The sequence below is a fragment of the Mycobacterium sp. IDUB_9 genome, from assembly GCF_055419505.1.
This window is the reverse complement of record NZ_JBVAXU010000002.1, coordinates 673861-695225: the sequence shown is the minus strand read 5'-3', so window position 1 is coordinate 695225 and position 21365 is coordinate 673861. Positions and strand designations below refer to the sequence as shown.

Annotated in this window: 25 protein-coding genes; 8 read left to right on the top strand and 17 right to left on the bottom strand. The window is 66.9% G+C overall.

Annotated elements, in window-relative coordinates; all coding sequences use genetic code 11:
- Positions 1 to 2: 2 nt before the first annotated feature.
- From ACZY08_RS12010 to ACZY08_RS12000, 3 genes are all read right to left on the bottom strand, one after another.
- A complete protein-coding gene (locus ACZY08_RS12010) occupies positions 3 to 1073 on the bottom strand; it encodes a TobH protein (protein ID WP_463744637.1) in 1071 nt (356 codons plus the stop codon).
- Positions 1070 to 2458, bottom strand: coding sequence for a phosphomannomutase/phosphoglucomutase (locus tag ACZY08_RS12005; RefSeq protein ID WP_463744638.1), 1389 nt, complete (start codon positions 2456 to 2458; stop codon positions 1070 to 1072). Before ACZY08_RS12005 ends, ACZY08_RS12010 begins: the two co-directional genes overlap by 4 nt.
- 97 nt (positions 2459 to 2555) lie before the next feature.
- Entirely contained in the window at positions 2556 to 2975 is a 420-nt protein-coding gene (locus ACZY08_RS12000) for a DUF3499 domain-containing protein (protein WP_463744639.1), read from the bottom strand.
- A gap of 131 nt (positions 2976 to 3106) precedes the next feature.
- Between ACZY08_RS12000 and ACZY08_RS11995 the strand changes: the two genes are divergently transcribed.
- Positions 3107 to 3529: a metallopeptidase family protein gene (locus tag ACZY08_RS11995; RefSeq protein ID WP_463745274.1), complete on the top strand. Its 423-nt coding sequence runs from the start codon at positions 3107 to 3109 to the stop codon at positions 3527 to 3529.
- 43 nt (positions 3530 to 3572) lie between these two features.
- Here the strand turns inward: ACZY08_RS11995 and ACZY08_RS11990 are convergent, their stop codons facing one another.
- Complete coding sequence (locus tag ACZY08_RS11990) at positions 3573 to 3977, bottom strand: WhiB family transcriptional regulator (RefSeq protein ID WP_463744640.1); 405 nt, start codon at positions 3975 to 3977, stop codon at positions 3573 to 3575.
- A gap of 294 nt (positions 3978 to 4271) precedes the next feature.
- Between ACZY08_RS11990 and cofD the strand changes: the two genes are divergently transcribed.
- Genes cofD through ACZY08_RS11975 form a run of 3 tightly spaced genes read left to right on the top strand, consistent with a single transcriptional unit; the run spans position 4272 to position 7140 of the window.
- On the top strand, positions 4272 to 5255 hold the full coding sequence (gene cofD / locus ACZY08_RS11985; RefSeq protein WP_463744641.1) for a 2-phospho-L-lactate transferase: 984 nt from the start codon (positions 4272 to 4274) through the stop codon (positions 5253 to 5255).
- Positions 5252 to 6595 carry a coenzyme F420-0:L-glutamate ligase gene (locus ACZY08_RS11980; RefSeq protein WP_463744642.1) on the top strand — a complete coding sequence of 448 codons (1344 nt, stop codon included), beginning with the start codon at positions 5252 to 5254 and terminating at the stop codon, positions 6593 to 6595. Before cofD ends, ACZY08_RS11980 begins: the two co-directional genes overlap by 4 nt.
- Positions 6592 to 7140 carry an NUDIX hydrolase gene (locus ACZY08_RS11975; protein ID WP_463744643.1) on the top strand — a complete coding sequence of 183 codons (549 nt, stop codon included), beginning with the start codon at positions 6592 to 6594 and terminating at the stop codon, positions 7138 to 7140. The genes ACZY08_RS11980 and ACZY08_RS11975 overlap by 4 nt, the downstream gene beginning before the upstream one ends.
- Here ACZY08_RS11975 and ACZY08_RS11970 read toward each other — a convergent pair.
- From ACZY08_RS11970 to rfbD, 4 genes are all read right to left on the bottom strand, one after another.
- Positions 7137 to 7493, bottom strand: a complete 357-nt coding sequence (locus ACZY08_RS11970) for a DUF732 domain-containing protein (RefSeq protein WP_463744644.1) — start codon at positions 7491 to 7493, stop codon at positions 7137 to 7139. The two genes, ACZY08_RS11975 and ACZY08_RS11970, sit on opposite strands and share 4 nt — an antisense overlap.
- Before the next feature lie 164 nt (positions 7494 to 7657).
- The gene (gene manB / locus ACZY08_RS11965; RefSeq protein ID WP_463744645.1) at positions 7658 to 8737 is read right to left on the bottom strand and encodes a mannose-1-phosphate guanylyltransferase; all 1080 of its coding nucleotides are present in this window, start codon (positions 8735 to 8737) and stop codon (positions 7658 to 7660) included.
- Between the two features lies 1 nt (position 8738).
- A complete protein-coding gene (locus ACZY08_RS11960) occupies positions 8739 to 9629 on the bottom strand; it encodes a glycosyltransferase family 2 protein (RefSeq protein ID WP_463744646.1) in 891 nt (296 codons plus the stop codon).
- Entirely contained in the window at positions 9626 to 10510 is an 885-nt protein-coding gene (rfbD, locus tag ACZY08_RS11955) for a dTDP-4-dehydrorhamnose reductase (protein WP_463744647.1), read from the bottom strand. The genes ACZY08_RS11960 and rfbD overlap by 4 nt, the downstream gene beginning before the upstream one ends.
- 67 nt (positions 10511 to 10577) lie before the next feature.
- On the opposite strand from rfbD, the gene ACZY08_RS11950 reads away from it, so the two are divergent.
- Positions 10578 to 12059, top strand: a complete 1482-nt coding sequence (locus ACZY08_RS11950; RefSeq protein ID WP_463744648.1) for an LCP family protein — start codon at positions 10578 to 10580, stop codon at positions 12057 to 12059.
- Between the two features lie 25 nt (positions 12060 to 12084).
- Complete coding sequence (locus ACZY08_RS11945) at positions 12085 to 12789, top strand: TIGR03089 family protein (RefSeq protein ID WP_463744649.1); 705 nt, start codon at positions 12085 to 12087, stop codon at positions 12787 to 12789.
- Between the two features lie 74 nt (positions 12790 to 12863).
- Here ACZY08_RS11945 and ACZY08_RS11940 read toward each other — a convergent pair whose 3' ends face one another.
- Positions 12864 to 14033, bottom strand: a complete 1170-nt coding sequence (locus ACZY08_RS11940) for an acyl-CoA dehydrogenase (protein ID WP_463744650.1) — start codon at positions 14031 to 14033, stop codon at positions 12864 to 12866.
- 128 nt (positions 14034 to 14161) lie between these two features.
- On the opposite strand from ACZY08_RS11940, the gene ACZY08_RS11935 reads away from it, so the two are divergent.
- Positions 14162 to 14818: a TetR/AcrR family transcriptional regulator gene (locus ACZY08_RS11935; protein ID WP_463744651.1), complete on the top strand. Its 657-nt coding sequence runs from the start codon at positions 14162 to 14164 to the stop codon at positions 14816 to 14818.
- 16 nt (positions 14819 to 14834) lie between these two features.
- Here the strand turns inward: ACZY08_RS11935 and purE are convergent, their stop codons facing one another.
- Positions 14835 to 15344 carry a 5-(carboxyamino)imidazole ribonucleotide mutase gene (purE, locus tag ACZY08_RS11930; protein WP_463744652.1) on the bottom strand — a complete coding sequence of 170 codons (510 nt, stop codon included), beginning with the start codon at positions 15342 to 15344 and terminating at the stop codon, positions 14835 to 14837.
- Positions 15334 to 16554 carry a 5-(carboxyamino)imidazole ribonucleotide synthase gene (locus ACZY08_RS11925; protein ID WP_463744653.1) on the bottom strand — a complete coding sequence of 407 codons (1221 nt, stop codon included), beginning with the start codon at positions 16552 to 16554 and terminating at the stop codon, positions 15334 to 15336. Before ACZY08_RS11925 ends, purE begins: the two co-directional genes overlap by 11 nt.
- A 123-nt stretch (positions 16555 to 16677) precedes the next feature.
- Between ACZY08_RS11925 and ACZY08_RS11920 the strand changes: the two genes are divergently transcribed.
- Entirely contained in the window at positions 16678 to 17337 is a 660-nt protein-coding gene (locus ACZY08_RS11920) for a GtrA family protein (protein ID WP_463744654.1), read from the top strand.
- Between the two features lie 26 nt (positions 17338 to 17363).
- Here the strand turns inward: ACZY08_RS11920 and ACZY08_RS11915 are convergent, their stop codons facing one another.
- The 6 genes from ACZY08_RS11915 to ACZY08_RS11890 form a co-directional block, all read right to left on the bottom strand.
- Positions 17364 to 17537, bottom strand: coding sequence for a CsbD family protein (locus tag ACZY08_RS11915; RefSeq protein WP_463744655.1), 174 nt, complete (start codon positions 17535 to 17537; stop codon positions 17364 to 17366).
- 143 nt (positions 17538 to 17680) lie between these two features.
- Positions 17681 to 18319, bottom strand: coding sequence for an SAM-dependent methyltransferase (locus ACZY08_RS11910; RefSeq protein WP_463744656.1), 639 nt, complete (start codon positions 18317 to 18319; stop codon positions 17681 to 17683).
- Complete coding sequence (locus ACZY08_RS11905) at positions 18316 to 19095, bottom strand: PIG-L deacetylase family protein (protein WP_463744657.1); 780 nt, start codon at positions 19093 to 19095, stop codon at positions 18316 to 18318. Before ACZY08_RS11905 ends, ACZY08_RS11910 begins: the two co-directional genes overlap by 4 nt.
- Positions 19092 to 20045: an acyl-CoA dehydrogenase gene (locus ACZY08_RS11900; protein ID WP_463744658.1), complete on the bottom strand. Its 954-nt coding sequence runs from the start codon at positions 20043 to 20045 to the stop codon at positions 19092 to 19094. The genes ACZY08_RS11905 and ACZY08_RS11900 overlap by 4 nt, the downstream gene beginning before the upstream one ends.
- The gene (locus ACZY08_RS11895) at positions 20042 to 20791 is read right to left on the bottom strand and encodes a glycosyltransferase family 2 protein (protein ID WP_463744659.1); all 750 of its coding nucleotides are present in this window, start codon (positions 20789 to 20791) and stop codon (positions 20042 to 20044) included. The genes ACZY08_RS11900 and ACZY08_RS11895 overlap by 4 nt, the downstream gene beginning before the upstream one ends.
- 54 nt (positions 20792 to 20845) lie before the next feature.
- Positions 20846 to 21364: a PH domain-containing protein gene (locus ACZY08_RS11890; RefSeq protein WP_463744660.1), complete on the bottom strand. Its 519-nt coding sequence runs from the start codon at positions 21362 to 21364 to the stop codon at positions 20846 to 20848.
- Between the last annotated feature and the right edge of the window lies 1 nt (position 21365).

Sequence of the window (21365 nt, the reverse complement as noted above, 5' to 3'; positions counted from 1 at the left end):
TCTTATCCTCGAACCAGTTTCAAATATACGGCCGTCATCTCCATGCGGACAGCCAGAACCGCCAGTTGTTGTTCCGGGCGCCCGACCGGCAGGGGCGTCCCAGCCTGGTCCGGCACGTCCTCGGCGCCGATCACCGCGATGTCGTCAAAGCCGCTGACCCTTGCCCCCACCAGTTGTCGTTCGGTGTCGGTGATCAAGGCGAACGTACGCATGCGGCGCGGCAGCGGGCCGTCGATCTCCTCGTCGTGGAACAGCGATCGGGCCCCGGGCAGCCCGACCGCTCCGCTGCCGATCGCGGCGAGAACGTCACCCAGTCCGGCGGCGGCCACCACTTCCCCGGCCACGCGCAGCATCACCGTCGCCCCGTGCCGGGCCAGCGCCACCGTGGCCGGATTGTCGCCTGCCAGCACGACAGCGCTGTCCGACATCCGTTCGGCCAGGGTCTTGGCCGGGTTGGTGAACAGTGTTCGCCCTGCGCTGTTACGCAGCGCCTCGGCGTCCAGTTCGTCTGCCAGCGCAGCCAGATCCACTCGCATACCGGGATCCACCACCTGGAGCGCGGCCAGACCGGCGGCCAGGTATCGGGTCAGTCCGAAGTCGTCGGGAACCCACAGCCGGGGTGCCAGTACCACCGCGCGCCCAGCCGCCACATCACGCAACGGGCCTTCGTGCGGCGCGACGATCAACACCCTGGCACCGCGGCGCACGCCGGCTGCCGCCGCGTTCACCAGAGCCGGATCGCCCGGATCGTCACCGGCCACGATCACCACGTCGAGTGCGCCCAGCCACGGCGGGGCCTCGGCGGCCACCACGATCGGGGCGGCGATCGATGCGCTGAGTGCACCCGCCAACATTGCACCCGCATGCTCGGCGGCGCCGCGACCGGCAACCCAAATCACTGTGCGCGGTGGATGATCGGCATGCAACGGGTCGAGCAAGCCTTCCGCCAGGGCTGCGGCGGTGGCCCGCGCCTGGGCACCCGCCATGGCCGCCGCCCGCAGCAGACCGTTGCGATCAGCGGCGAGAAGTCCGTCGCCGTCGTCCAGGTCTACCGTGGCGTCGACGGCGTTCACGGCACCGGCTCGCTCACCCCACGGATCTGTGCCGAAACTCTGTCGACGAGCGCGGCGACGTCCTCGGCAGTGCGCGCTTCCACGTTCAGCCGCAGCAGCGGTTCGGTATTCGACGTGCGCAGGTTGAACCAACTGCCATCGCCGATATCCACCGTGACGCCGTCGAGGTGATCGATGGACTGGATCGAGGTGGCGAACGATTTCAGTACGGCGTCCACACACGCGGGTGCATCGCTGACGGTGAAGTTGATCTCTCCGGACGCCTCGTACCGCTGATAGTCCGCCATGAACTCCGAGAGCGGGCGGTCCTGCTCGCCCAGTGCGGCCAGCACGTGCAACGCCGCGAGCATGCCCGAATCGGCGCCCCAGAAGTCGCGGAAGTAATAGTGCGCCGAGTGCTCACCGCCGAAGATGGCACCGGTCTCGGCCATCAGACCCTTGATGTAGGAATGCCCGACGCGGGACCGCACAGGAGTGCCGCCGCGCTCGATCACCAACTCGGGAACCGCGCGCGAGGTGATCAGATTGTGGATCACCGTGGCGCCGATCTCCCGCTTGAGCTCACGGGCGGCCACCAATGCGGTTACCGCCGACGGCGAGATCGGGCGCCCGAGTTCGTCGACCACGAAGCAGCGGTCGGCGTCACCGTCGAACGCCAGGCCGATGTCGGCGCCGCTGGCCAGTACGTGAGCCTGCAGGTCGACGAGGTTGGCCGGATTTAACGGGTTGGCTTCGTGATTGGGGAAGCTGCCGTCGAGTTCGAAGAACAGCGGGAGAACGGTGGCGCCCGGGATCGGCCCGAGGACCGCGGGCGTGGTGTGACCGGCCATGCCGTTACCCGCATCGACGGAGATACGCAGCGGACGAAGCGTGCTGAGATCGACCAGCGAGCGGAGGAAGGTGCCGTAGTCGTCGAGCACGTCACGATCGGAGATCACGCCCGCCGGGCCGTCATGGGCCGGTATCCCGGCGATCACCTCGTCGGCGATGACGGACAGCCCGGTGTCCTTGCCCACCGGCTTGGCCCCGGCGCGGCACAGTTTGATCCCGTTGTAGGCGGCCGGGTTGTGACTGGCCGTGAACATCGCCCCCGGGCAGTCCAACAGACCCGAGGCGAAGTACAGCTGATCGGTAGAGGCCAGCCCGATTCGGACCACGTCCAAGCCCTGGGCCATCACACCATCGGCGAATGCGGCCGCCAGCGTCGGTGAACTCTCCCGCATGTCATAGCCGATAACCGCCTGTGCGGCGCCTTCGGCGCGGACCAGACGAGCGAACGCACCGCCGACGTCGGCCACGAACGCCTCATCGATTTGGCTACCGACCAGACCACGGACGTCATAGGCCTTGATGACATCGTGAACAGCCGCCGCTGGCCTAGACATATAGCTCCTTGTGAAACGGGATCGTTGGCGCCAGCCTAACCGCCGGGCGGGGTCGACACGTTCACTACTCTTGGGCCGGCCGTCGTCTAATCAGGTCTTAATCGGTGGGATCCGGCAACACCCGCAGGTGCCCGCGACGGCGGCCGTTGGTCTCGGCGGGACGTGCCTGCGGTGCCATCACCGCGCTGGTTCCCACACCGGTGGCGGGATCGGAGAATCCGGCCACCACTCCACCGCGGGGAACGGCACCGGGCTGGCCTTCCCGGACCGCGTCGGCCAGGGCCACCAGATCGTCCTCGTCCGGATGGGTGGGCAACGGACCGGCATGACGGACCAACTCCCAGCCTTTGGGCGCGGTGATGCGACCGGCGTGGCCGACACAAAGGTCCCAGGAATGGGGTTCAGACACCGTGGCCAGGGGTCCGACTACCGCCGTGGAGTCGGAGTAGACGAAGGTCAACGTCGCCACGGCATAGTGCGGGCACCCGGGCCGGCAGCAGCGACGGGGAACATTCACGCAACAGAGATTACTTTGGACGATCGCTGTGCGGTGCCGGACACGCGCAGTGGTCGGGTCCCCGATCTCGAACCGTTACGATCATCGCCGTGGCCCAGCGCAACCCATGGCGATCGCGTCGCGGCCGCGACATGCGCGGACCGCTGCTTCCGCGCACGGTTCCCGGCTGGCGTAGCCGCGCCGAGCGGTTCGACATGACAGTGCTCGAAGCATATGAGCCGATCGAGCGGCGGTGGGCTTCACGGATCAAAGATCTCGATGTCGCCGTCGATGAGATTCCGCGGATGTCGCCGAAAGATCCCGACAGTGTGCAATGGCCACCTGAGGTCATCGCCGATGGCCCGATCGCGTTGGCGCGGCTGATACCTGCCGGGGTTGACGTCAGAGGAAATGCGACCCGGGCTCGAATTGTCTTGTTCCGCAAGCCCATCGAGCGCCGGGTCAAAGGATCCGATGAGCTAGCTGACCTGCTGCATGAAATCCTGGTGGCACAGGTGGCCACCTATCTGGGGGTTGAACCGTCAGTCATCGACCCAACGATCGACGACGACTGACGTCGAGCGCCGCATCATGCGATGAGCGCTCTGCCGGAGAGCGTCAGATGATGCCGCGTTTGAGCCGGCGGCGCTCGCGTTCGGACAATCCGCCCCAGATGCCGAAACGCTCATCGTGCGCGAGCGCATAGTCAAGGCAGGCATCCTTGACCTCGCAGCCTTGGCAGATGCGCTTGGCCTCGCGGGTAGACCCGCCCTTCTCCGGAAAGAACGCCTCCGGGTCGGTCTGTGCGCAAAGCGCACGTTCCTGCCATTGGTCGTCTTCGTCTTCCGGATCAACATCAATGTGTTCGGATACCGAACTCACCGGAACCAGACTCAATTGAGGACGTCCGGCCGCCTCCATCGGTGTCGTTCCCGTGTTGATGTGCGGTGCGTTGTCTACCGAGCCGAGTAGCCGATCGTCAAACCGGACCACATGATCGAAATCGCCGCTCTCATAAGACATTATCCCCCGCCTCCTCACTCGGTCTCGTAGATCCTAAGTGGAGCCCCACCCTTGCGATATGCGGTCACCCCATTCGAACAGTTGATCGAATCTCGGTCCGCGACACCGGAATCGGTCACCGACCGGGAAATGACACATATGTGATTACACACGTGTTAGCTGCCGGGGTCAAGCGCCAGAGCGCGAATTCATACCATCTCGTTATGTCAAATCGGCGCGTCGCGACATCGGCGTGTCCTGCCCGTGACGACGTCGTTTCCATCCGCGCGCCCTCAGCGCTTAGGGTCGGACGTTGTGAAGATCACCGTTCTGGTCGGCGGCGTCGGAGGCGCCCGGTTTTTGCTGGGGGTACAGCATCTGTTGGGCCTCGGCCAGTTCGCCGAGAGCGACAGCAAGCACGAACTCACCGCGATCGTGAACGTGGGTGACGACGCCTGGATGCACGGCGTCCGGATCTGCCCGGACCTCGACACCTGCATGTACACCCTGGGCGGCGGTATCGATCCCGAACGCGGCTGGGGTCACCGCGACGAGACCTGGCACGCCAAGGAGGAACTCGCCGCCTACGGCGTGCAACCCGACTGGTTCGGCCTGGGTGACCGGGACCTGGCCACCCATTTGGTCCGCACCCAGATGCTGCGCGCCGGCTACCCGTTGTCGCAGGTCACCGAGGCATTGTGCAAGCGCTGGTCGCCGGGAGCGCGGCTGCTGCCCGTCACCGACGACCGCAGTGAGACCCACGTGGTCATCACCGACCCCGAAGACGGCGAGAAACGGGCCATCCACTTCCAGGAGTGGTGGGTGCGCTATCGCGCGCAGGTGCCCTCGCACAGCTTTGCGTTCGTCGGTGCGGAACAGGCAACCGCGGCGCCGGGCGTCGCCGAGGCGATCGCCGATGCGGACGTGGTGTTGCTGGCACCGTCGAATCCGGTCGTGAGCATCGGGCCGATCCTGCAGATCCCCGGCGTCCGCGGCGCACTGCGCTCGACCAAGGCGCCGGTGGTCGGCTACTCCCCCATCATCGACGGAAAACCCTTGCGCGGCATGGCTGATGAGTGCCTGTCCATCATCGGTGTGGAATCCACCTCACAGGCCGTCGGCCGGCACTTCGGCGCCCGGTCGGGCACGGGAATCCTGGACGGCTGGCTGGTACACGAGGGTGACGATGCCGAGATCGAGGGCGTCCAGGTGCGCGCGGTGCCACTGCTGATGACGGATCCGTCGGCCACCGCCGAGATGGTGCGGGCCGGCCTCGACCTGGCCGGCGTCCCGCTGTGAGCACCGAGCACGGATCGGCCGATCGGGTCGAGATTCTGCCCGTACCAGGGCTTCCCGAGTTCCGCCCCGGAGATGATCTGGCCGCTGCGCTCGCCGAGGCGGCACCATGGTTGAGCGACGGAGATGTGCTGGTTGTCACCAGCAAGATCGTCTCCAAGTGTGAAGGCCGCATCGTCACCGCACCTTCCGATCCCGACGAGCGTGACGCCATGCGACGCAAGCTGATCGACGGCGAGGCGGTTCGCGTACTCGCACGCAAGGGTCGAACCCTGATCACCGAGAACGCCATCGGGCTGGTCCAAGCCGCCGCGGGAGTCGACGGCTCCAATGTCGACTCGAACGAGTTGGCGCTGCTGCCAACCGATCCCGACAGCAGCGCGCAGGCGTTACGTGAAGGCCTGCGTGAGCGACTCGGCGTCACCGTCGCTGTCGTGATCACCGACACCATGGGCCGCGCCTGGCGCAATGGCCAAGCCGATTTCGCGATCGGCGCCTCCGGGCTCACCGTGCTGCACGGTTACGCGGGCGCTCATGACCGGCACGGCAACGAACTGCTGGTCACCGAGGTCGCAGTGGCCGACGAGATCGCCGCCGCAGCCGATCTGGTGAAAGGCAAGCTCACCGCGATCCCCGTCGCAGTGGTACGCGGGCTGGATCTGACCGATGACGGTTCGAACGCGCGCACGCTGTTGCGCTCCGGCGAGGACGATCTGTTCTGGCTCGGTACGGCCGAGGCAATCGAGATGGGGCGCAGGCAAGCTCAGCTCCTCCGTCGTTCGGTGCGCACATTCTCCGATGAACCGGTCGATCACGCACTCATCGAAGCTGCCGTCGGCGAGGCACTCACCGCGCCCGCACCACATCACACCCGCCCGGTGCGTTTCGTCTGGGTGCGCGACGGCGCCGCCCGCGTGCGGCTGTTGGACCGGATGAAGGACAAGTGGCGCGCCGATCTCGCCGGGGACGGCCGAGATCCCGAATCCGTCGAACGACGCCTGAACCGCGGCCAGATCCTTTACGATGCTCCGGAACTGGTGATTCCCTTCATGGTTCCCGACGGAGCCCACAGCTATCCCGACGACGCCCGTACCCAGGCCGAGCACACCATGTTCACGGTCGCCGTGGGTGCGGCGGTCCAAGCCCTGCTGGTGGCGCTGGCGGTGCGAGAGGTGGGCAGCTGCTGGATCGGCTCCACGATCTTCGCCGGCGATCTGGTCCGTTCCGAGCTCGATCTTCCGTCGGATTGGGAGCCTTTGGGGGCCATCGCGATCGGTCACCCCGACGATCCGCAGCCACCTCGCGACTCGGTATCCACCGATGGCCTGCTGGTGGTGAAGTGAGCGCCGAGAGCCTGCATGCCTCCGCCGTCGAGGTGCTGACGCATTGGCAGACAGCCGATCCCGGCCAGGACACGCTGCGGCATGCGGTGCTGTCGTTTCTCGCGGCCCGTCCCGATGCCTGCCTGCGGGCGTGCGTCCCCGGCCACATCACCGCCTCGGCACTGGTCGTCGACCACACCGGGACCCAGACGTTGCTCACGCTGCATCCCCGCTTCGGCCGGTGGCTGCAACTCGGCGGGCATTGTGAGGAAACGGATTCCGACATTCGCGCAGCTGCATTGCGCGAGGCCACCGAGGAGTCCGGCATCAGCGGGTTGTCCATCGACCCGCAATTGGCCGCACTGCACGTACATCCGGTGACCTGTTCACTGGGTGTACCGACCCGTCATCTCGACATGCAGTTCGTGGTGCGGTCTCCGGCGGGTGCCGAGATCGCGTGCAGTGACGAATCTTTGGATCTTCGGTGGTGGCCCCTGGACGCGCTGCCCGAGGGTACCGACTTCGGCCTGACCCAACTGGCCGCCGCGGCAGCGGAATCCGCCTAGCCCGGAGCCTGCGTACAGTACGCCCGGCGGGCAGCGCGCAGTGCAACCGCGGTCTGCTCCGGTGTGGCCCCGTACTGGGCCGCAGTCTGGTCGATCACCGCCTGGGCGGGCTGGCCGGTGTAGAGATCGCGGCACATCTGGCGGCCCACGGTCAGCAACTGGTCGTCGTCGCCGGGAAAGACGCCGCGCGTGGCTTTGAGATAGTTCGTGTCCTGTGCGGTCAGCGGAATGGGCCAGGCACCCGCCTCTGGCGCGGTAGCCCCCAAACCCGCTCCGAGCACCACCAGTGCCGCAAGCGGCGCCACCACTGTGCGCCGGAAGACCTCCCGTACGATCCGGTGTCCGATGAACATGGCCCTCCCCTTTCGACCATCAAAGCCTAAGGCTCCGCGGGGGCCCGCAAATACACTTTCTCGATCGCCGAGACTACGGTTTCTGACGGATTTCCGCCCAAACTCGTCAGAAGGCGTAGTTTCGGCGCGAGGCAACGCCAACGCAACCCCGCCGACAGCGCGGTCTACACGTCGGTGGAGTACCGGATACCACCGTCCGGGATGGCCACGCCGGGCCATACCCTGGCACCGCGCAACAGTTCGCAGCGCGCACCGATGTCGGCGCCGTCACCGATCACGCCGTCGCGGATCAGTGCCCGCGGGCCTATGCGGGCACCGAAGCCGATGATCGAACGTTCAATCACCGCACCGGCTTCCACGCGCACCCCGTCGAAGATCACCGCGCCGTCCAGCCGTGCGCCGGCACCGATCTCGGCGCCGCGCCCCACCACGGTGCCACCGATCAGCAATGCGCCCGGGGCGACCGCCGCCCCTTCGTGCACCAGTGACTCACCGCGTTGCCCGTTGAGGGCCGGCGTTGGTGCGATGCCACGGACCAGATCGGCGGAGCCGCGGACGAAATCCTCGGGTGTACCCATGTCGCGCCAATAGGAGGCGTCGACATATCCGCACACCTTCAATCCGTCGGTGAGCAGGCCGGGGAACACCTCGCGTTCGACCGACACCGGCCGGCCCTTCGGAATCTGTTCGATGACATGCTTTTTGAACACGTAGCAGCCGGCGTTGATCTGGTCGGTCGGCGGGTCCTGGGTCTTCTCCAGGAATGCCGTCACGCGTCCGTCGGCGTCGGTGGGCACACAGCCGAACGCACGCGGATCACTGACGCGCACCAGGTGCAGCGTGAGGTCGGCCTGGTGGGTGTCGTGTGACTCCAGTAACGCGCCGAGGTCGGCCGCCGACAGGACGTCACCGTTGAACACCATCGCCGTGTCGTAGCGCAATTTGTCGGCCACGTTCGCGATGGCACCACCGGTGCCGAGTGCCTCTGTCTCGGTGACGTATTCGATCTCGAGCCCCAGCTCGGAGCCGTCGCCGAACGCCTCCTCGAATACCTCGGCCTTGTACGAGGTGCCCATCACCACGTGTGTGATACCGGCCTCGGCGATCCGCGCCAGTAGGTGAGTCAGGAACGGCACGCCTGCAGTCGGCAACATCGGCTTGGGCGCCGAGAGGGTGAGGGGCCGCAGCCTGGTGCCTCGTCCACCGACGAGGACGACAGCGTCCACCTCCGCGGGATTGATCACGTCAGTGCCCTTTCGCCTGTTTACGTCGAGAACTACCGACCACCAGGCCCGCACGTGCTGCCAGCGCGCCCCGAATTGTCCACCGTAACGGCGCCTGCCAGGCTGCCGGGTATCGATCGGCCAAGAAAGTGTAGGTACTGCGGTGATGGGCGGCCAAGTTGCGCGCCGGATCACGGCCGGTGGAGTGCCCCTTGTGATGCAGCACCTCCGCCGACGGCACGTAGACGTTCTGCCAGCCGGCCCGGGCGACCCGGTCGCCGAGGTCGACGTCTTCCATATACATGAAGTAGCGCTCGTCGAACCCGCCGACCGCGTCGAAGGCGGCCCGGCGCATCAGCAGGCACGAACCGGACAGCCAGCCCACTTCACGCTCACTCGGCTGTTGCCGGTCCTGCCGGTAGGCCGCGGTCCACGGGTTCGATTTCCAGAACGGGCCCACCACGGCGTGCATGCCACCGCGGATCAGGCTGGGCTGGTGGCGTGCCGACGGGTAGACCGACCCATCGGGATCATGGATCAGCGGTCCGAATGCCCCGGCCTGCGGCCACCGGTGGGCGGCGTCGAGCAGCAGGTCGATCGAATGAGGCCCCCACTGCACGTCGGGGTTGGCGATGACAAAAAATTCCGAGCACTCGGCATCCGATATCTGGGCCGCGCCGCGGTTGACCGCACTGCCGTAACCCAAATTGCCGCCGGTGCGCAGGAGCTGCACGTTCGGGTAGTGCTTTTCGGCCTGTTCAGGCGTTCCGTCCGTCGAGCCGTTGTCGGCCATGATGACCTTCACCGGCCGATCGGTGGCCAACGCCAGCGACGCCAGGAAACGGTCAAGGTGTGGGCCAGGCGAGTACGTCACCGTCACCACCACGAGCGGGCGGACCGCATCCTCAGTCACGGCGTAGAGGGTAGCGGGCCGGACGGGTCCTCATTTCCAACCGCTGCCACCAGCGCTTCCCGCCAATCCCGCAACGGGGTCAGCCCGGCCTCGGCGGATCGGAGCGCCGACAGCACGGTGTAGGCGGGGCGCGGCGCGGGCCGTGGATGGCGGCCACTGTCGACCGGACGGACCCGCTCGGGATCGGCCCCGACTGCGGCGAAGGTCTGTCGCGCCAGATCGAACCGGCTGGCCGGTCCGGTGTTGACGGCATGCAGCACGCCGGGCCGCACACCGCCGTCGGCGATCTGCAGCAGCGCCGTCACCAGGTCGCCGGTATAGGTCGGCGACCCGGTCTGGTCGGCGACCACATCCACCGGGCCGTCTCCGGCCGCCAGCCTGCGCATGGTCGCCACGAAGTCTTTCCCGTCGCCACCGCGATACACCCAGGCGGTGCGGACGACGTGCGCGTCCGGTTTGGCGGCCAGCACTGCGTGTTCCCCGGCCAGCTTGGTGTGGCCGTAGACGTTGACCGGGCCGGTCACGTCGTCGACCTCATACGGCGTACGACGCTCCCGTGAGATGCCGAACACATAATCAGTGGAGATGTGCACCAGACGGGCGCCGACGTGCGCGCACACCGTAGCGATGTTGCCCGGACCGAGTGCGTTGACGGCGTTGGCCGTGGCCTGGTCGGTTTCGGCAGCATCCACCTGCGTATATGCCGCGCAGTTGATCACCACATCGCCGGGTTCGACGAATTGCCGGACCGAGTCGGGGTTGGTGACATCACATTCAGCAGAGCTCAGGGCCAGCACGTCACGGCCCTCACGACGTCCCTGATCAGCCAATACCCGGCCGACCATGCCGCCGGCCCCGGTGATCACAATCCGTTTCGCCATGCGCCGAGTCTGGCACGCCGGTCCGCGTTACCCGGCTCACGTCCGAGCCGCAAGTAGCCTGGGCACCGTGCGTATCCCCCTCCTCCGCTCCCTTGCTGTCGCCACGGCGTCGGCCGTGGTGCTCGGAACAGGGGTGGCCTGGACCCAGATCCGCTCGTTCGAATCCGGCATCAACCACATCAGCTCGGCGGCGCTCGGCGGCGGCGGCGAGGACGGGGCCATCGACATCCTGCTGGTAGGCATGGATAGTCGCACCGATGCCCACGGCAACCCGCTGTCGCAGGAAGAGCTGGAAACGTTGCGGGCCGGAGACGACGTCTCGACCAACACCGACACCATCATCCTGGTGCGTATCCCGAACAACGGGAAGTCGGCCACCGCCATCTCCATCCCCCGCGACTCGTATGTCGAGGCGCCGGGCTGGGGCAAGATGAAGATCAACGGCGTGTTCGGCGACGTCAAGCTCGAGCGGATGAAGCAGCTGGTGGAGGTCGAGGGCGAGGATCCCGCCGTCGCCGAGCCCAAGGCCACCGAGGCCGCCCGCGAGGAGCTGATCCAGACCGTCGCCTCGTTGACCGGCGTCACCGTCGACCACTACGCCGAGATCGGGTTGCTCGGCTTCGCGTTGATCACCGACGCCCTCGGTGGCGTCAATGTCTGCCTGAAAGATGCTGTCTACGAACCGCTTTCGGGTGCCGATTTTCCGGCCGGCTGGCAGAAGCTCAACGGCCCGCAGGCGCTGAGTTTCGTTCGGCAGCGTCATGACCTCCCGCGTGGCGACCTCGACCGGGTGACCCGCCAGCAGTCGGTGATGGCGTCGCTGGCCCATGACGTGATCTCCAGCAAGACGCTGTCCAGTCCCGGAACCCTGGGGCGGCTGCAGAATGCCGTACAGCGCTCGGTGGTGATCTCCGATGGCTGGGACATCATGAACTTCGTCGAGCAGCTGCAGAAGCTGGCGGGCGGCAGCGTCGCGTTCGCCACCATCCCGATCCTGCGCGAGGACGGCTGGAGCGACGACGGCATGCAGAGCGTGGTCCGGGTGGATCCCGACGATGTTCACCAGTGGGTGTCGGGCCTGTTGCAGGACCAGGACGCGGGCAAGACCGAACAACTCAGCTATTCACCGGAAAACACCACCGTCGAGGTGGTCAACGGCACCGACATCAACGGCCTGGCCGCCGCGGTGTCGCAGGTGCTCGGCAACAAGGGGTTCCTGCCCGGCCCCACCGGGAACCACGAAGGCGCCCCGCCGACGTCCAGCCAGGTGCTGGCCGCCAAGTCCGACGACCTCGGCGCCCAGGCCGTGGCCAAGGATCTCGGCGGGTTGCCGGTGAACGAGGATTCGTCGCTGCCACCCGGCGCGGTGCGGGTGGTGCTGGCCGCCGACTACACCGGGCCCGGCTCCGACGGCATGGACCCGTCCGCGGGCATCGTGGATCCGGCTGCCGCCGGCGACACCTACAGCGATACCGGCGAGCAGAGCCCGCCACCACCGCCGTCGCCGATCCTCAACGCGGGTTCGGACGATCCCAAGTGTGTGAACTGATCGCCGTCGAGTAAAACCAGAGGCTATGAGCACAGTCAGCGCTGCGGTCCTGGACCCGTTGTTGGCCGCGGACCCGGCCGGGCCGCGGATCACCTATTACGACGACGCCACCGGTGAGCGGATCGAATTGTCCACGGTGACCATGGCCAACTGGGCCGCCAAGACCGCCAACCTGTTGCGCGACGAGATGGGAGCGGGCCCGGGGACGCGGGTGGCGGTGATGCTGCCCGCGCACTGGCAGACCGCCGCGGTGCTGCTCGGGATCTGGTGGATCGGTAGCGAAGTGGTGCTGGACGGGGACGCGGACGTGGCTCTGTGCACGCGGGACCGGCTCGACGAGGCCGACGAGGCGGTGTCCGGAGGCGAGGTCGCGGTGCTGTCGCTGGATCCGTTCGGCAAGCCGGCCGCAGATCTTCCCATCGGGGTCACCGACTACGCCACCGCGGTGCGGGTACACGGCGATCAGATCGTGCCCGAGCGTGTCCCCGGCCCCGCGCTGGCCGGGCGATCGGCTGCCGAGGTGTTGGAGGCAGCTCAGAATGCCGCCGCCGCACAGGGTTTCACCGCCAGCGACCGCGTGTTGTCCACCGCGGGCTGGGATACTCCCGACGAGCTCATCGCGCATCTGGTCGCGGTATTCGCCGCCGGTGCGTCGCTGGTACAGGTGGCCAATCCCGATCCCGGCGCGCAGGAGCGGCGTCGCACCACGGAGAAAGTCACCCGCGGCTGACGCTCTCTTGCCGAGCAGACAGAAAACTGCCCCTTTTCGCGTGAAAAAGGGCAGGTTTCCGTCTGCTCGCGGGCCTACTTGAGCAGGGCGCGGCTCATCACCACGCGCTGAATCTGGTTGGTGCCCTCGTAGATCTGGGTGATCTTGGCGTCACGCATCATCCGCTCGACGGGGAAGTCCACCGTGTAGCCGGCGCCGCCGAACAGCTGTACCGCATCGGTGGTGACCTCCATGGCCACATCCGAGGCGAGGCACTTGCTGGCCGCCGAGATGAATCCGAGGTTGCCCTCGCCTCGCTCGGCCCGCGCTGCGGCTGAGTACACCATCAACCGTGCGGCTTCCACCTTCATCGCCATGTCGGCGAGCATGAACTGCACGCCCTGGTTGTCGCTGACCGGACGGCCGAACTGCTTGCGGTCCTTGGTGTAGGCGATCGCGGCGTCCAACGCACCCTGAGCGATACCCACGGCTTGCGCGCCGATCGTCGGACGGGTGTGGTCCAGCGTCGCCAATGCGGTCTTGAATCCGGTACCGGGATCGCCGATGATCCGGTCCCCCGGAACGCGGCAGTTCTCGAAGTACAACTCAGTGGTCGGGCTGCCCTTGATGCCGAGCTTGCGCTCCTTGGGGCCGACGACGAAGCCCTCATCGTCCTTGTGGACCATGAACGCCGAAATACCGTTGGCACCCTTGTCGGGGTCGGTCACCGCCATGACGGTGTACCAGGTCGACTTGCCGCCGTTGGTGATCCAGCACTTGGTGCCGTTGAGGATCCAACCGTCACCGTCGGCCTTCGCGCGCGTCCGCATGCCCGCGGCGTCGCTGCCCGCCTCACGCTCGGACAGCGCATAGGAAGCCATCGCGTCGCCCGAGGCGAGCGACGGCAGCACCTGCTTCTTCAACTCGTCCGAGCCGCGCAGGATCAGGCCCATGGTGCCCAGCTTGTTGACCGCAGGGATCAGCGAGGCCGAGCAGTCCACCCGGGCCACTTCCTCGATCACGATGCACGCCGCGACCGAGTCGGCACCCTGGCCGCCGTACTCCTCGGGCACGTGAATGGCGTTGAAACCCGAGGTGGTCAGGGCCTGCAGGGCTTCGGACGGGAAGCGCGCATTCTCGTCGACGTCGGCGGCATACGGCGCAATTTCCTTCTCCGCCAGTGCCCTGATCGCCGCCCGAAGCTCCTGGTGCTCCTCCGGCAGCTGAAACAGATCAAAAGATGGGTTTCCGGCCCAGCCAGCCATGATCTTCTCCTTCGTTTTCAGCTCTTGGTTTCCATCGTTGCCCGGACCGCACATCGAGTGCATCGCCCTGCTAGTTTTGGTACTCAGTACCATACCATCGGCACTCAGTCCCACGAAAGGTTGCGCTCATGCCCGAACTGCCAAGCACTCGGGAGCGCCTGGTCAGCGCGGCATTCGAACTGTTCGAAGAACGTGGGTACGAGGCCACCAGCGTCGACGACATCGCCGCGCGGGCACAGGTGGGCCGCACCACTGCGTTTCGCCAGTTCGGGTCGAAAGAGGCGCTGATCTTTCCCGATCACGAAACGCTCTTGCGGCGCGCCGACGAGAGGTTGTCGGCATCGCCGACCGAGACGCTCCCCGCGGAAGTCATCGCGGTGGCAACCACCTCGGTATTCGAGAACTATCTCGCCGAGGGCGAGCGGGCCCGGACGCGGTATCGGCTCACTCGCTCTGTACCGGCGCTGCGCGACTTCGAAACCGCCGTGGTGTCACGGTATGTCCGGCTGTTCACCAAACACCTGCGGGCCGCGCAGACCGGGGATTGGACGGCGGGCCTGCGCGCTGAACTGTTCGCCAACGCCGTCGTCGCGGCGCACAACCATGTTCTGCGCCGATGGCTGCGCGGCGACGTGACCGACCCACGGTCGGACCTGGCCGAGGCGCTGGCCGCGACCTGGCCGATCTACCGGGGCGGTAGCGCCCGCACCGCAGTGGTGGTGATGTCGACCGATGAACCGATCGAGTCCCTGACCCCGCGCATACGCGGGCTCATCGGAGACTGATTCAGCCCTCGTCTCGTCAAGCGTCGCCCAACAAGCGATCACGCAAGGCGGCGTCTTTCGCCAAGACCATGGTTTCCAGGTCTGCCTGAAACTTCACCATCCGAGCCTGCAGCGCGGTATCGGCCGAGCCGAGGATCCGGACGGCCAGCAAGCCCGCATTGCGCGCTCCGCCAATGGAAACCGTGGCCACCGGCACGCCGGCGGGCATCTGCACGATCGACAGCAGCGAGTCCATGCCGTCCAACCGGGCGAGTGGCACCGGAACCCCGATGACCGGAAGCGGCGTGGCAGAAGCCACCATGCCGGGCAGGTGTGCCGCGCCTCCGGCGCCCGCGATGATGACCTCGATGCCACGTTCGGCCGCGGTCCTGGCGTAGTCGAGCATGCGTTGCGGGGTGCGGTGCGCGGAGACCACGCCGACCTCGAACGGCACCTCGAACTCGGCGAGCGCGTCGGCCGCGTCGGACATCACCGACCAGTCGCTGTCGCTGCCCATGATGAGCCCTACGCGGGGGTTACTCGCCATGTTCATCCCATCCGTCGGTCCACTCGCCGTGTGACAACCAGTGCGCCGCCCGCACTGCACGCTCGCGGAGTTCGTCCATGTTCGCGCCGATGATGTTGACGTGCCCGAGCTTGCGCCCGGGCCGTTCGCCCTTGCCGTACAGGTGCACCTTCGCGTCGGGGATCCGCGCGAAGAGGTGGTGCAACCGCTCGTCCATCGACATCGGCGGCGTCTGCGGCGCTCCGAGCACGTTGGCCATCACGATGGCAGGCGCGATCGCCGAGGTGTCCCCGAGTGGGTAGTCCAGGACCGCCCGCAGGTGCTGCTCGAATTGGCTGGTGACCGCGCCGTCCATGGTCCAGTGCCCGGAGTTGTGTGGACGCATCGCCAACTCGTTGACCAGCAGCGTGCCGTCGACGGTCTCGAACAATTCGACCGCGAGCGTCCCGACGACGCCCAGCTCGTTCGCCACGCGCAGGCCGAGTTCCTGTGCGGCCGAGCCGAGTTCGTCGGAAAGTCCGGGGGCCGGTGCGTACACCTCGACGCAGATGCCGTCACGCTGAACGGTTTCGACGACGGGCCAGGCCGCGCCCTGCCCGAACGGCGAGCGCGCCACCAGCGCGGCCAACTCCCGGCGCATCGCGACACGTTCCTCGGCCATGACCGCGACCCCGTCGGCCAGGTAACCGGCCACGGTCTCGCGCGCGGACGCCAGATCGTCGGCCATCACCACGCCCTTGCCGTCATAGCCGCCGCGCACGGTCTTGATCACCACCGGACCGTCGATCTGCTGCACGAACGCCTCGATGTCGGCGACCGAGGTGATCTCGGCGAAGCGCGGCACCGGGACGCCCAGCCCGTACAGCTTGCGCCGCATCAGCAGCTTGTCCTGGGCATGCACCAGCGCCTGCGGTGGTGGATTGACCGTGATCCCCTCGGCCACGAGTTGCTCCAGGTGCTCGGTCGGCACGTGCTCGTGGTCGAACGTCAGTACCGACGCACCGGCGGCAGCCTGCCGCAGCGCGTCCAGGTCGGTGTGGGAGCCGATGACGACGTCGGGCGTGACCTGAGCAGCGGATTCGTCCGGCCCGGCGGCCAGCACCCGCAGGGTCTGCCCCAAAGCGATGGCCGCCTGGTGGGTCATCCTCGCGAGCTGGCCGCCACCGATCATCACCACGACGGGAGATGCCCCGCTCGCGGGGGAAGGCGGCTTCTTGGGAGTTGTCGGCACGCACTCTATGGTGTCATGCGCGGATTCCTGTGCTCGTCATGACCGGCGCATTGACCTGCGGTTAAGGTTCGACGTCCGCAACGATGCGGCATCGGACCGTGCATTTACGTACACTGCCTAGCTGTGTCCTTCGCCGATGCGACAATCGCTCGATTGCCGCGATTCGTCCGTCCTTATGCCGAGCGGCATCACGAGCTGATCAAGTTCGCGATCGTCGGCGCGACGACGTTTGTCATCGATTCGGCGATCTTCTTCACCCTCAAACTCACGGTGCTGGAGCCCAAGCCGGTGACCGCCAAGATCATCGCCGGTGTGGTCGCGGTCATCGCGTCCTACATCCTCAATCGTGAGTGGAGCTTCCAGAACCGCGGTGGCCGTGAACGCCACCACGAGGCGCTGCTGTTCTTCGCGTTCAGCGCGGTTGGTGTGCTGCTGTCGATGCTGCCGCTGTACTTCTCCAGCTATGTGCTGGGGCTGCGGGTTCCCGAGGTCTCACTGACCGTGGAGAACATCGCCGACTTCATCTCCGCCTACGTCCTGGGCAACCTGCTGCAGATGGCGTTCCGATTCTGGGCGTTCCGCCGCTGGGTGTTCCCCGACGAGTTCGTCGACAAGCCCGACCTGGCGCTCGAATCCACCCTTACCGGCGGCGGCTTCGCCGAAGCGTTCGAGGATCATGCCGAGCACAAATCCGCCACCGTGACGCCGCTACGCCGTCCGAGCCGCCGCGCCAAGGCGCGTCAGTTGGGCGATGATTCCGACCCGGTGTCGAAGAGTTCCTGACATCACGACCAGACATCGTCGTGGCGTCAGTCCTTGAAGACGTCCTTTATCTTCTCCCCGGCCTGCTTCAGGTTGCCCTTGGCCTGGTCCTTGTGACCCTCGGCCTCGGTGTCCCTGTCCCCCGTTGCCTGGCCGGCCTTCTCTTTGGCCTTTCCTGCCAACTCTTCGGCCTTGTTCTTTGCCTTGTCGACGGCGCTCATGTGCTTCTCCCTCAAGTGGTGGTTGGGCCGCGGGTTCGCGGCACAGGAATGACGCAGCGTAGTAACGAATTTCGTCACACAGGCACGCATCGGATACCCAACCCGGCGATATCTAACCCTCCGCGGAGATCCACGGCACCGGGTCAACCAGCTCCCGGCACACCGTTGCGCGCGGCGACGGATGCAGCGCTGTGGGTGTCGAAAACTTCGATGACCACATCGCGGTCGCGGTAGCCGCCGATCGAGATGAGCCCCGGCGTCGCCGCGATGACCCGGTTGGCCTCATCACCGCTGAGCGGATAGTCAGCCACCTCGTGACGCCAGTGCGCCGCTATCACCGTTGCACTGCAGGCCAACTGCGGACACTCGCGGCGGAGCAGCCCGGCCAGCAACTCCTCGTCCAGGTAGTACGCCACTTCAGAAAGCACAACTAGGTCGAAGGGCCCTGGCGGCCAGGGATCGTCGAGAGAGCCACGCGTCAGGGTGACACGATCCCGCGTCCCGGCACGGCTACCGTCGGCACGCAGCCGCGCGTCGGCGATCTCCAGCGCGGCGCCGGCCACATCCATTGCGGTGACGTGATCGCAGCGCCCAGCGAGCAGCGCGGTGAGGGTGCCGATGGAGCAACCCGGCTCGAAGGCATGCCGATAGCGCCGCTGCGGCAGCATCGACATCGTGATCGCGTACTTGCGTTCCTCATACCAGCGGGTCGCCAGCTGCCAGGGGTCGGCCGCGGTCGCGTACATGCGGTCGAAGTATGAGTCGGGCAGGCGACCCGTCAACGGAACACCACCTCCCCGACCGCGAGCAGCCGAGGCAATACGAACGGCGGCAGCACTGGGTCCGCACCAGGTGCCGACGGGTGGAACTGACTGCGGAAGCATTGCGCGGCAACCTGCTTACGCCCCACAGCGGAGGCCGTCAATGGCACCGTAAGCGCCCGATTCCAGGGCACCGCGGGGTCTCCGGGCTCGGCCCAGTGCCACATCCACACCGGGTACTCGAGCAGGACCGCCGCGGTGCGCTGTACAGCCGTGGCGGCCGCCCGCCCGACGGCCTCGTGATCGGGATGCCCGTCGCCGCGCCACGTCGTTGCACACCAGGTGCCGGGCGGACAAGCCTGGAGTGTCCCGGCCAGCAGATCGGTGATCGAGTCCTGGTGGTCGGCAAGTTCGCCGTCGGGTAATGCGAGGCTGGTCGGCTCGCCTACACCGAGAACCCTTGCCGCCTTTCTCAATTCGGTGCTCCTGGTGCGTTCCAATCGGAATCTGTCGAATGGGGTGAGATCGCCTTGAGCGGCCCCGCCGTCACTGACCGACACCACCTGGACATCGATACCCCGCTCCGCCAGCAGCGCCATGGTCGCCCCGAAGCCAAGGGTCTCGTCGTCGGGATGCGGTGCGACCACCACCAGCGCCGGACACGTCGTCAGATCCAGTTCACCGAAGGAGCGGCCCCAGCTCGTCCAGACGTGACCGGGGGTGCCGCCGCAGCTCAGCGGCCGCGACCCGAACCGTGGTGCGTTGCCGCACGGTTCAGCGGACTCGGCGGCGGTCATTGACGCTCCCCCGCCAGCCTCCCGAGCACGGCGAGGTCACGCTCGGCGTGGCTCTGCCGCACGTAGATCGTCAGATCCGCGACGCAACGTGCGTGTCGGGCATCCTGACACAGCGGCGCGGGCCCGAGTGCGCGGCCAGTACGGGTAATCGCCGCGTCGACAGCGGTTTCGACGACCGCGCGGGTTCTCCTCGCCAGCAACTGGGCGGACCCGAACCGGTCGAACGGGTCAGCGTCGATCGCGGCAGCCGCCGCGGCCAGCATCGCTTCGGCGGCCGCGATCGCAGCGTCGACAGCACCGAGGTGGGCGAGCGCGTGCTCGTCGGCATCGCCGCGGGCGACGCGGCTGTACAGGGGCCCGGCGACCGCGCGGGCGGCACCGAGCCAACACGCCGCGACGCCGATCGCACCATGCCAGAAGCCGGGACGATCCAGATAGTCGCCCGGATTACCGACCGGTACCGCGTGCGCGCCGCTGAATTGGACTGCGCGGGTGTCACTGCCCGCCATGCCGCGATTCCTCCAGATACTGGGCAACGGCTGTACCCCGGCGCTGTCGGTCACCACCGCGTACAGCCCACGTCGGCCGTCGTCGCGGTGGGCCGTCACCAACGCGTGTGTGCAAAGCCCTGCCCCCGAGCACCACGGTTTGGTGCCCGACAGCCTCACCGTGTCCGTTTCGGGTTCTCCAGTGGTGTGCGCGTTGAGCACAGCGTCCGGGTCTTCGGCGGCCCACACCGCCCACAGCTCGCCGGGCGCAGGCGGTTTCGCACCAAGCTCGTCGAGGATCGCGGTTGCGTCGACGTGAGCCTCTGCGAGTCGCCCGGCTACGACGTCGATCTCCGTCAGCTCCGCAAGCCGCTGCCAGCGCCGCGCTGTCGCACCGGAGCCCGGCAGCGGCAACTCCAACCGGCCTGCCTCCAACCAGCTCCTAACCAAGGACGCCGTCATGCGGAATCCCGTTCGGCCGAAGGAAATACGGACCGCGACAAATCACGCAGGTAGCCGGCGAAGCCGCCGGGAGCCCGGCCGTTCCGGCGCGCTGAGGTGGTGACCGACAGCGTCGGGTCCCGTTGTATCCGGTAGCCGGCGGTCTCGAACCGTTCGACCAATTCGACATCCTCGCCGGTGGTCAGTGGGTGGAAGCCGCCAAGCCGCCAGTACGCGTCGGCACGGAAACCCATGTTGGCGCCGTGGATGTGGTTGTGACCGTTGGCGCCCCGCGTACCGGACTCGTACGCGTGCAGGTAGCGCTGGACCAGCGCGGCTGGGTGATGCCGCCAGTCGGCCACCCGCACCACGCCCAGCACCATGTCGGCAGCGGCCGCGGTTTGGCGCAGCAGCCAGTCGGGGTCCACCCGGCTGTCGGCGTCGGTGGTGGCGTACCAGGCGCGGGAGTCGTCGACGTGGTTGCTCAGCGAGCGGGCATAGGTGAAACCGGCGGCCCGGCTCGCGCCTACGTTGCCCTCCTCGACGCTGACCAAGTGAACGTCGTGGCCGAACTGACCCGCCAACTCGGCACTGCCGTCGTCGCAGGAATCAAGGACGACGACGGTCAGCACCGGCATCGGCCAACAGGCCGCGGCGGCGGTGACCCCACGCAGGCAGCGAGGCAAGGATGCGGCTTCGTTGTGGGCCGGTATCACCACTATGGCGTGATCGAAGGCAGTCGCCAAGTGGTTCACCCGTGCGGTCATGGCTGATAGATAGCCAGTTTCACCGAATTCCACACCCGGCCGCGCGAAGGCGCGTCAGCTCGGTGACTCCTCGGACCCCAGCGTGTCGAAGACTTCGTGGTACAGAAGTGAATGCACCTGTTCCACGCGCGGAATGTCGTGGAATTCCAGGGGATCCTGTGATGCCGATTCGATGATCAAGGTGCCGGTGCGCATCAGCCGGTCGGTCAGCCCATGGCGGAATTCGACGCTGTTGATCCGCGCGAGCGGGATGTCGATGCCGGAGCGGGTCAGTAGTCCGTGCCGGAACATCACTCGCCGGTCGGTGATGACGAAATGCGTGGTCCACCAGTTCAGGAACGGCCAGACCGTCAGCCAACCGACCACGATCAGCCAGATCGCGCCGATCACGATGAACAGGACGTTCTTGGCGGTGGCCTGCCAGTCCATCGTGTTGACCACGGCAGCGACGAACGCCGATGCCGCGGTAGCCAGGATGAGAAGGAGGACCGGACCGATCAGGCGTTTCCAGTGCGGGTGCCGGTGCAGGACCACCTGCTCGTCCTTGGCCAGCACATTCTCCGGGTAGCCCACG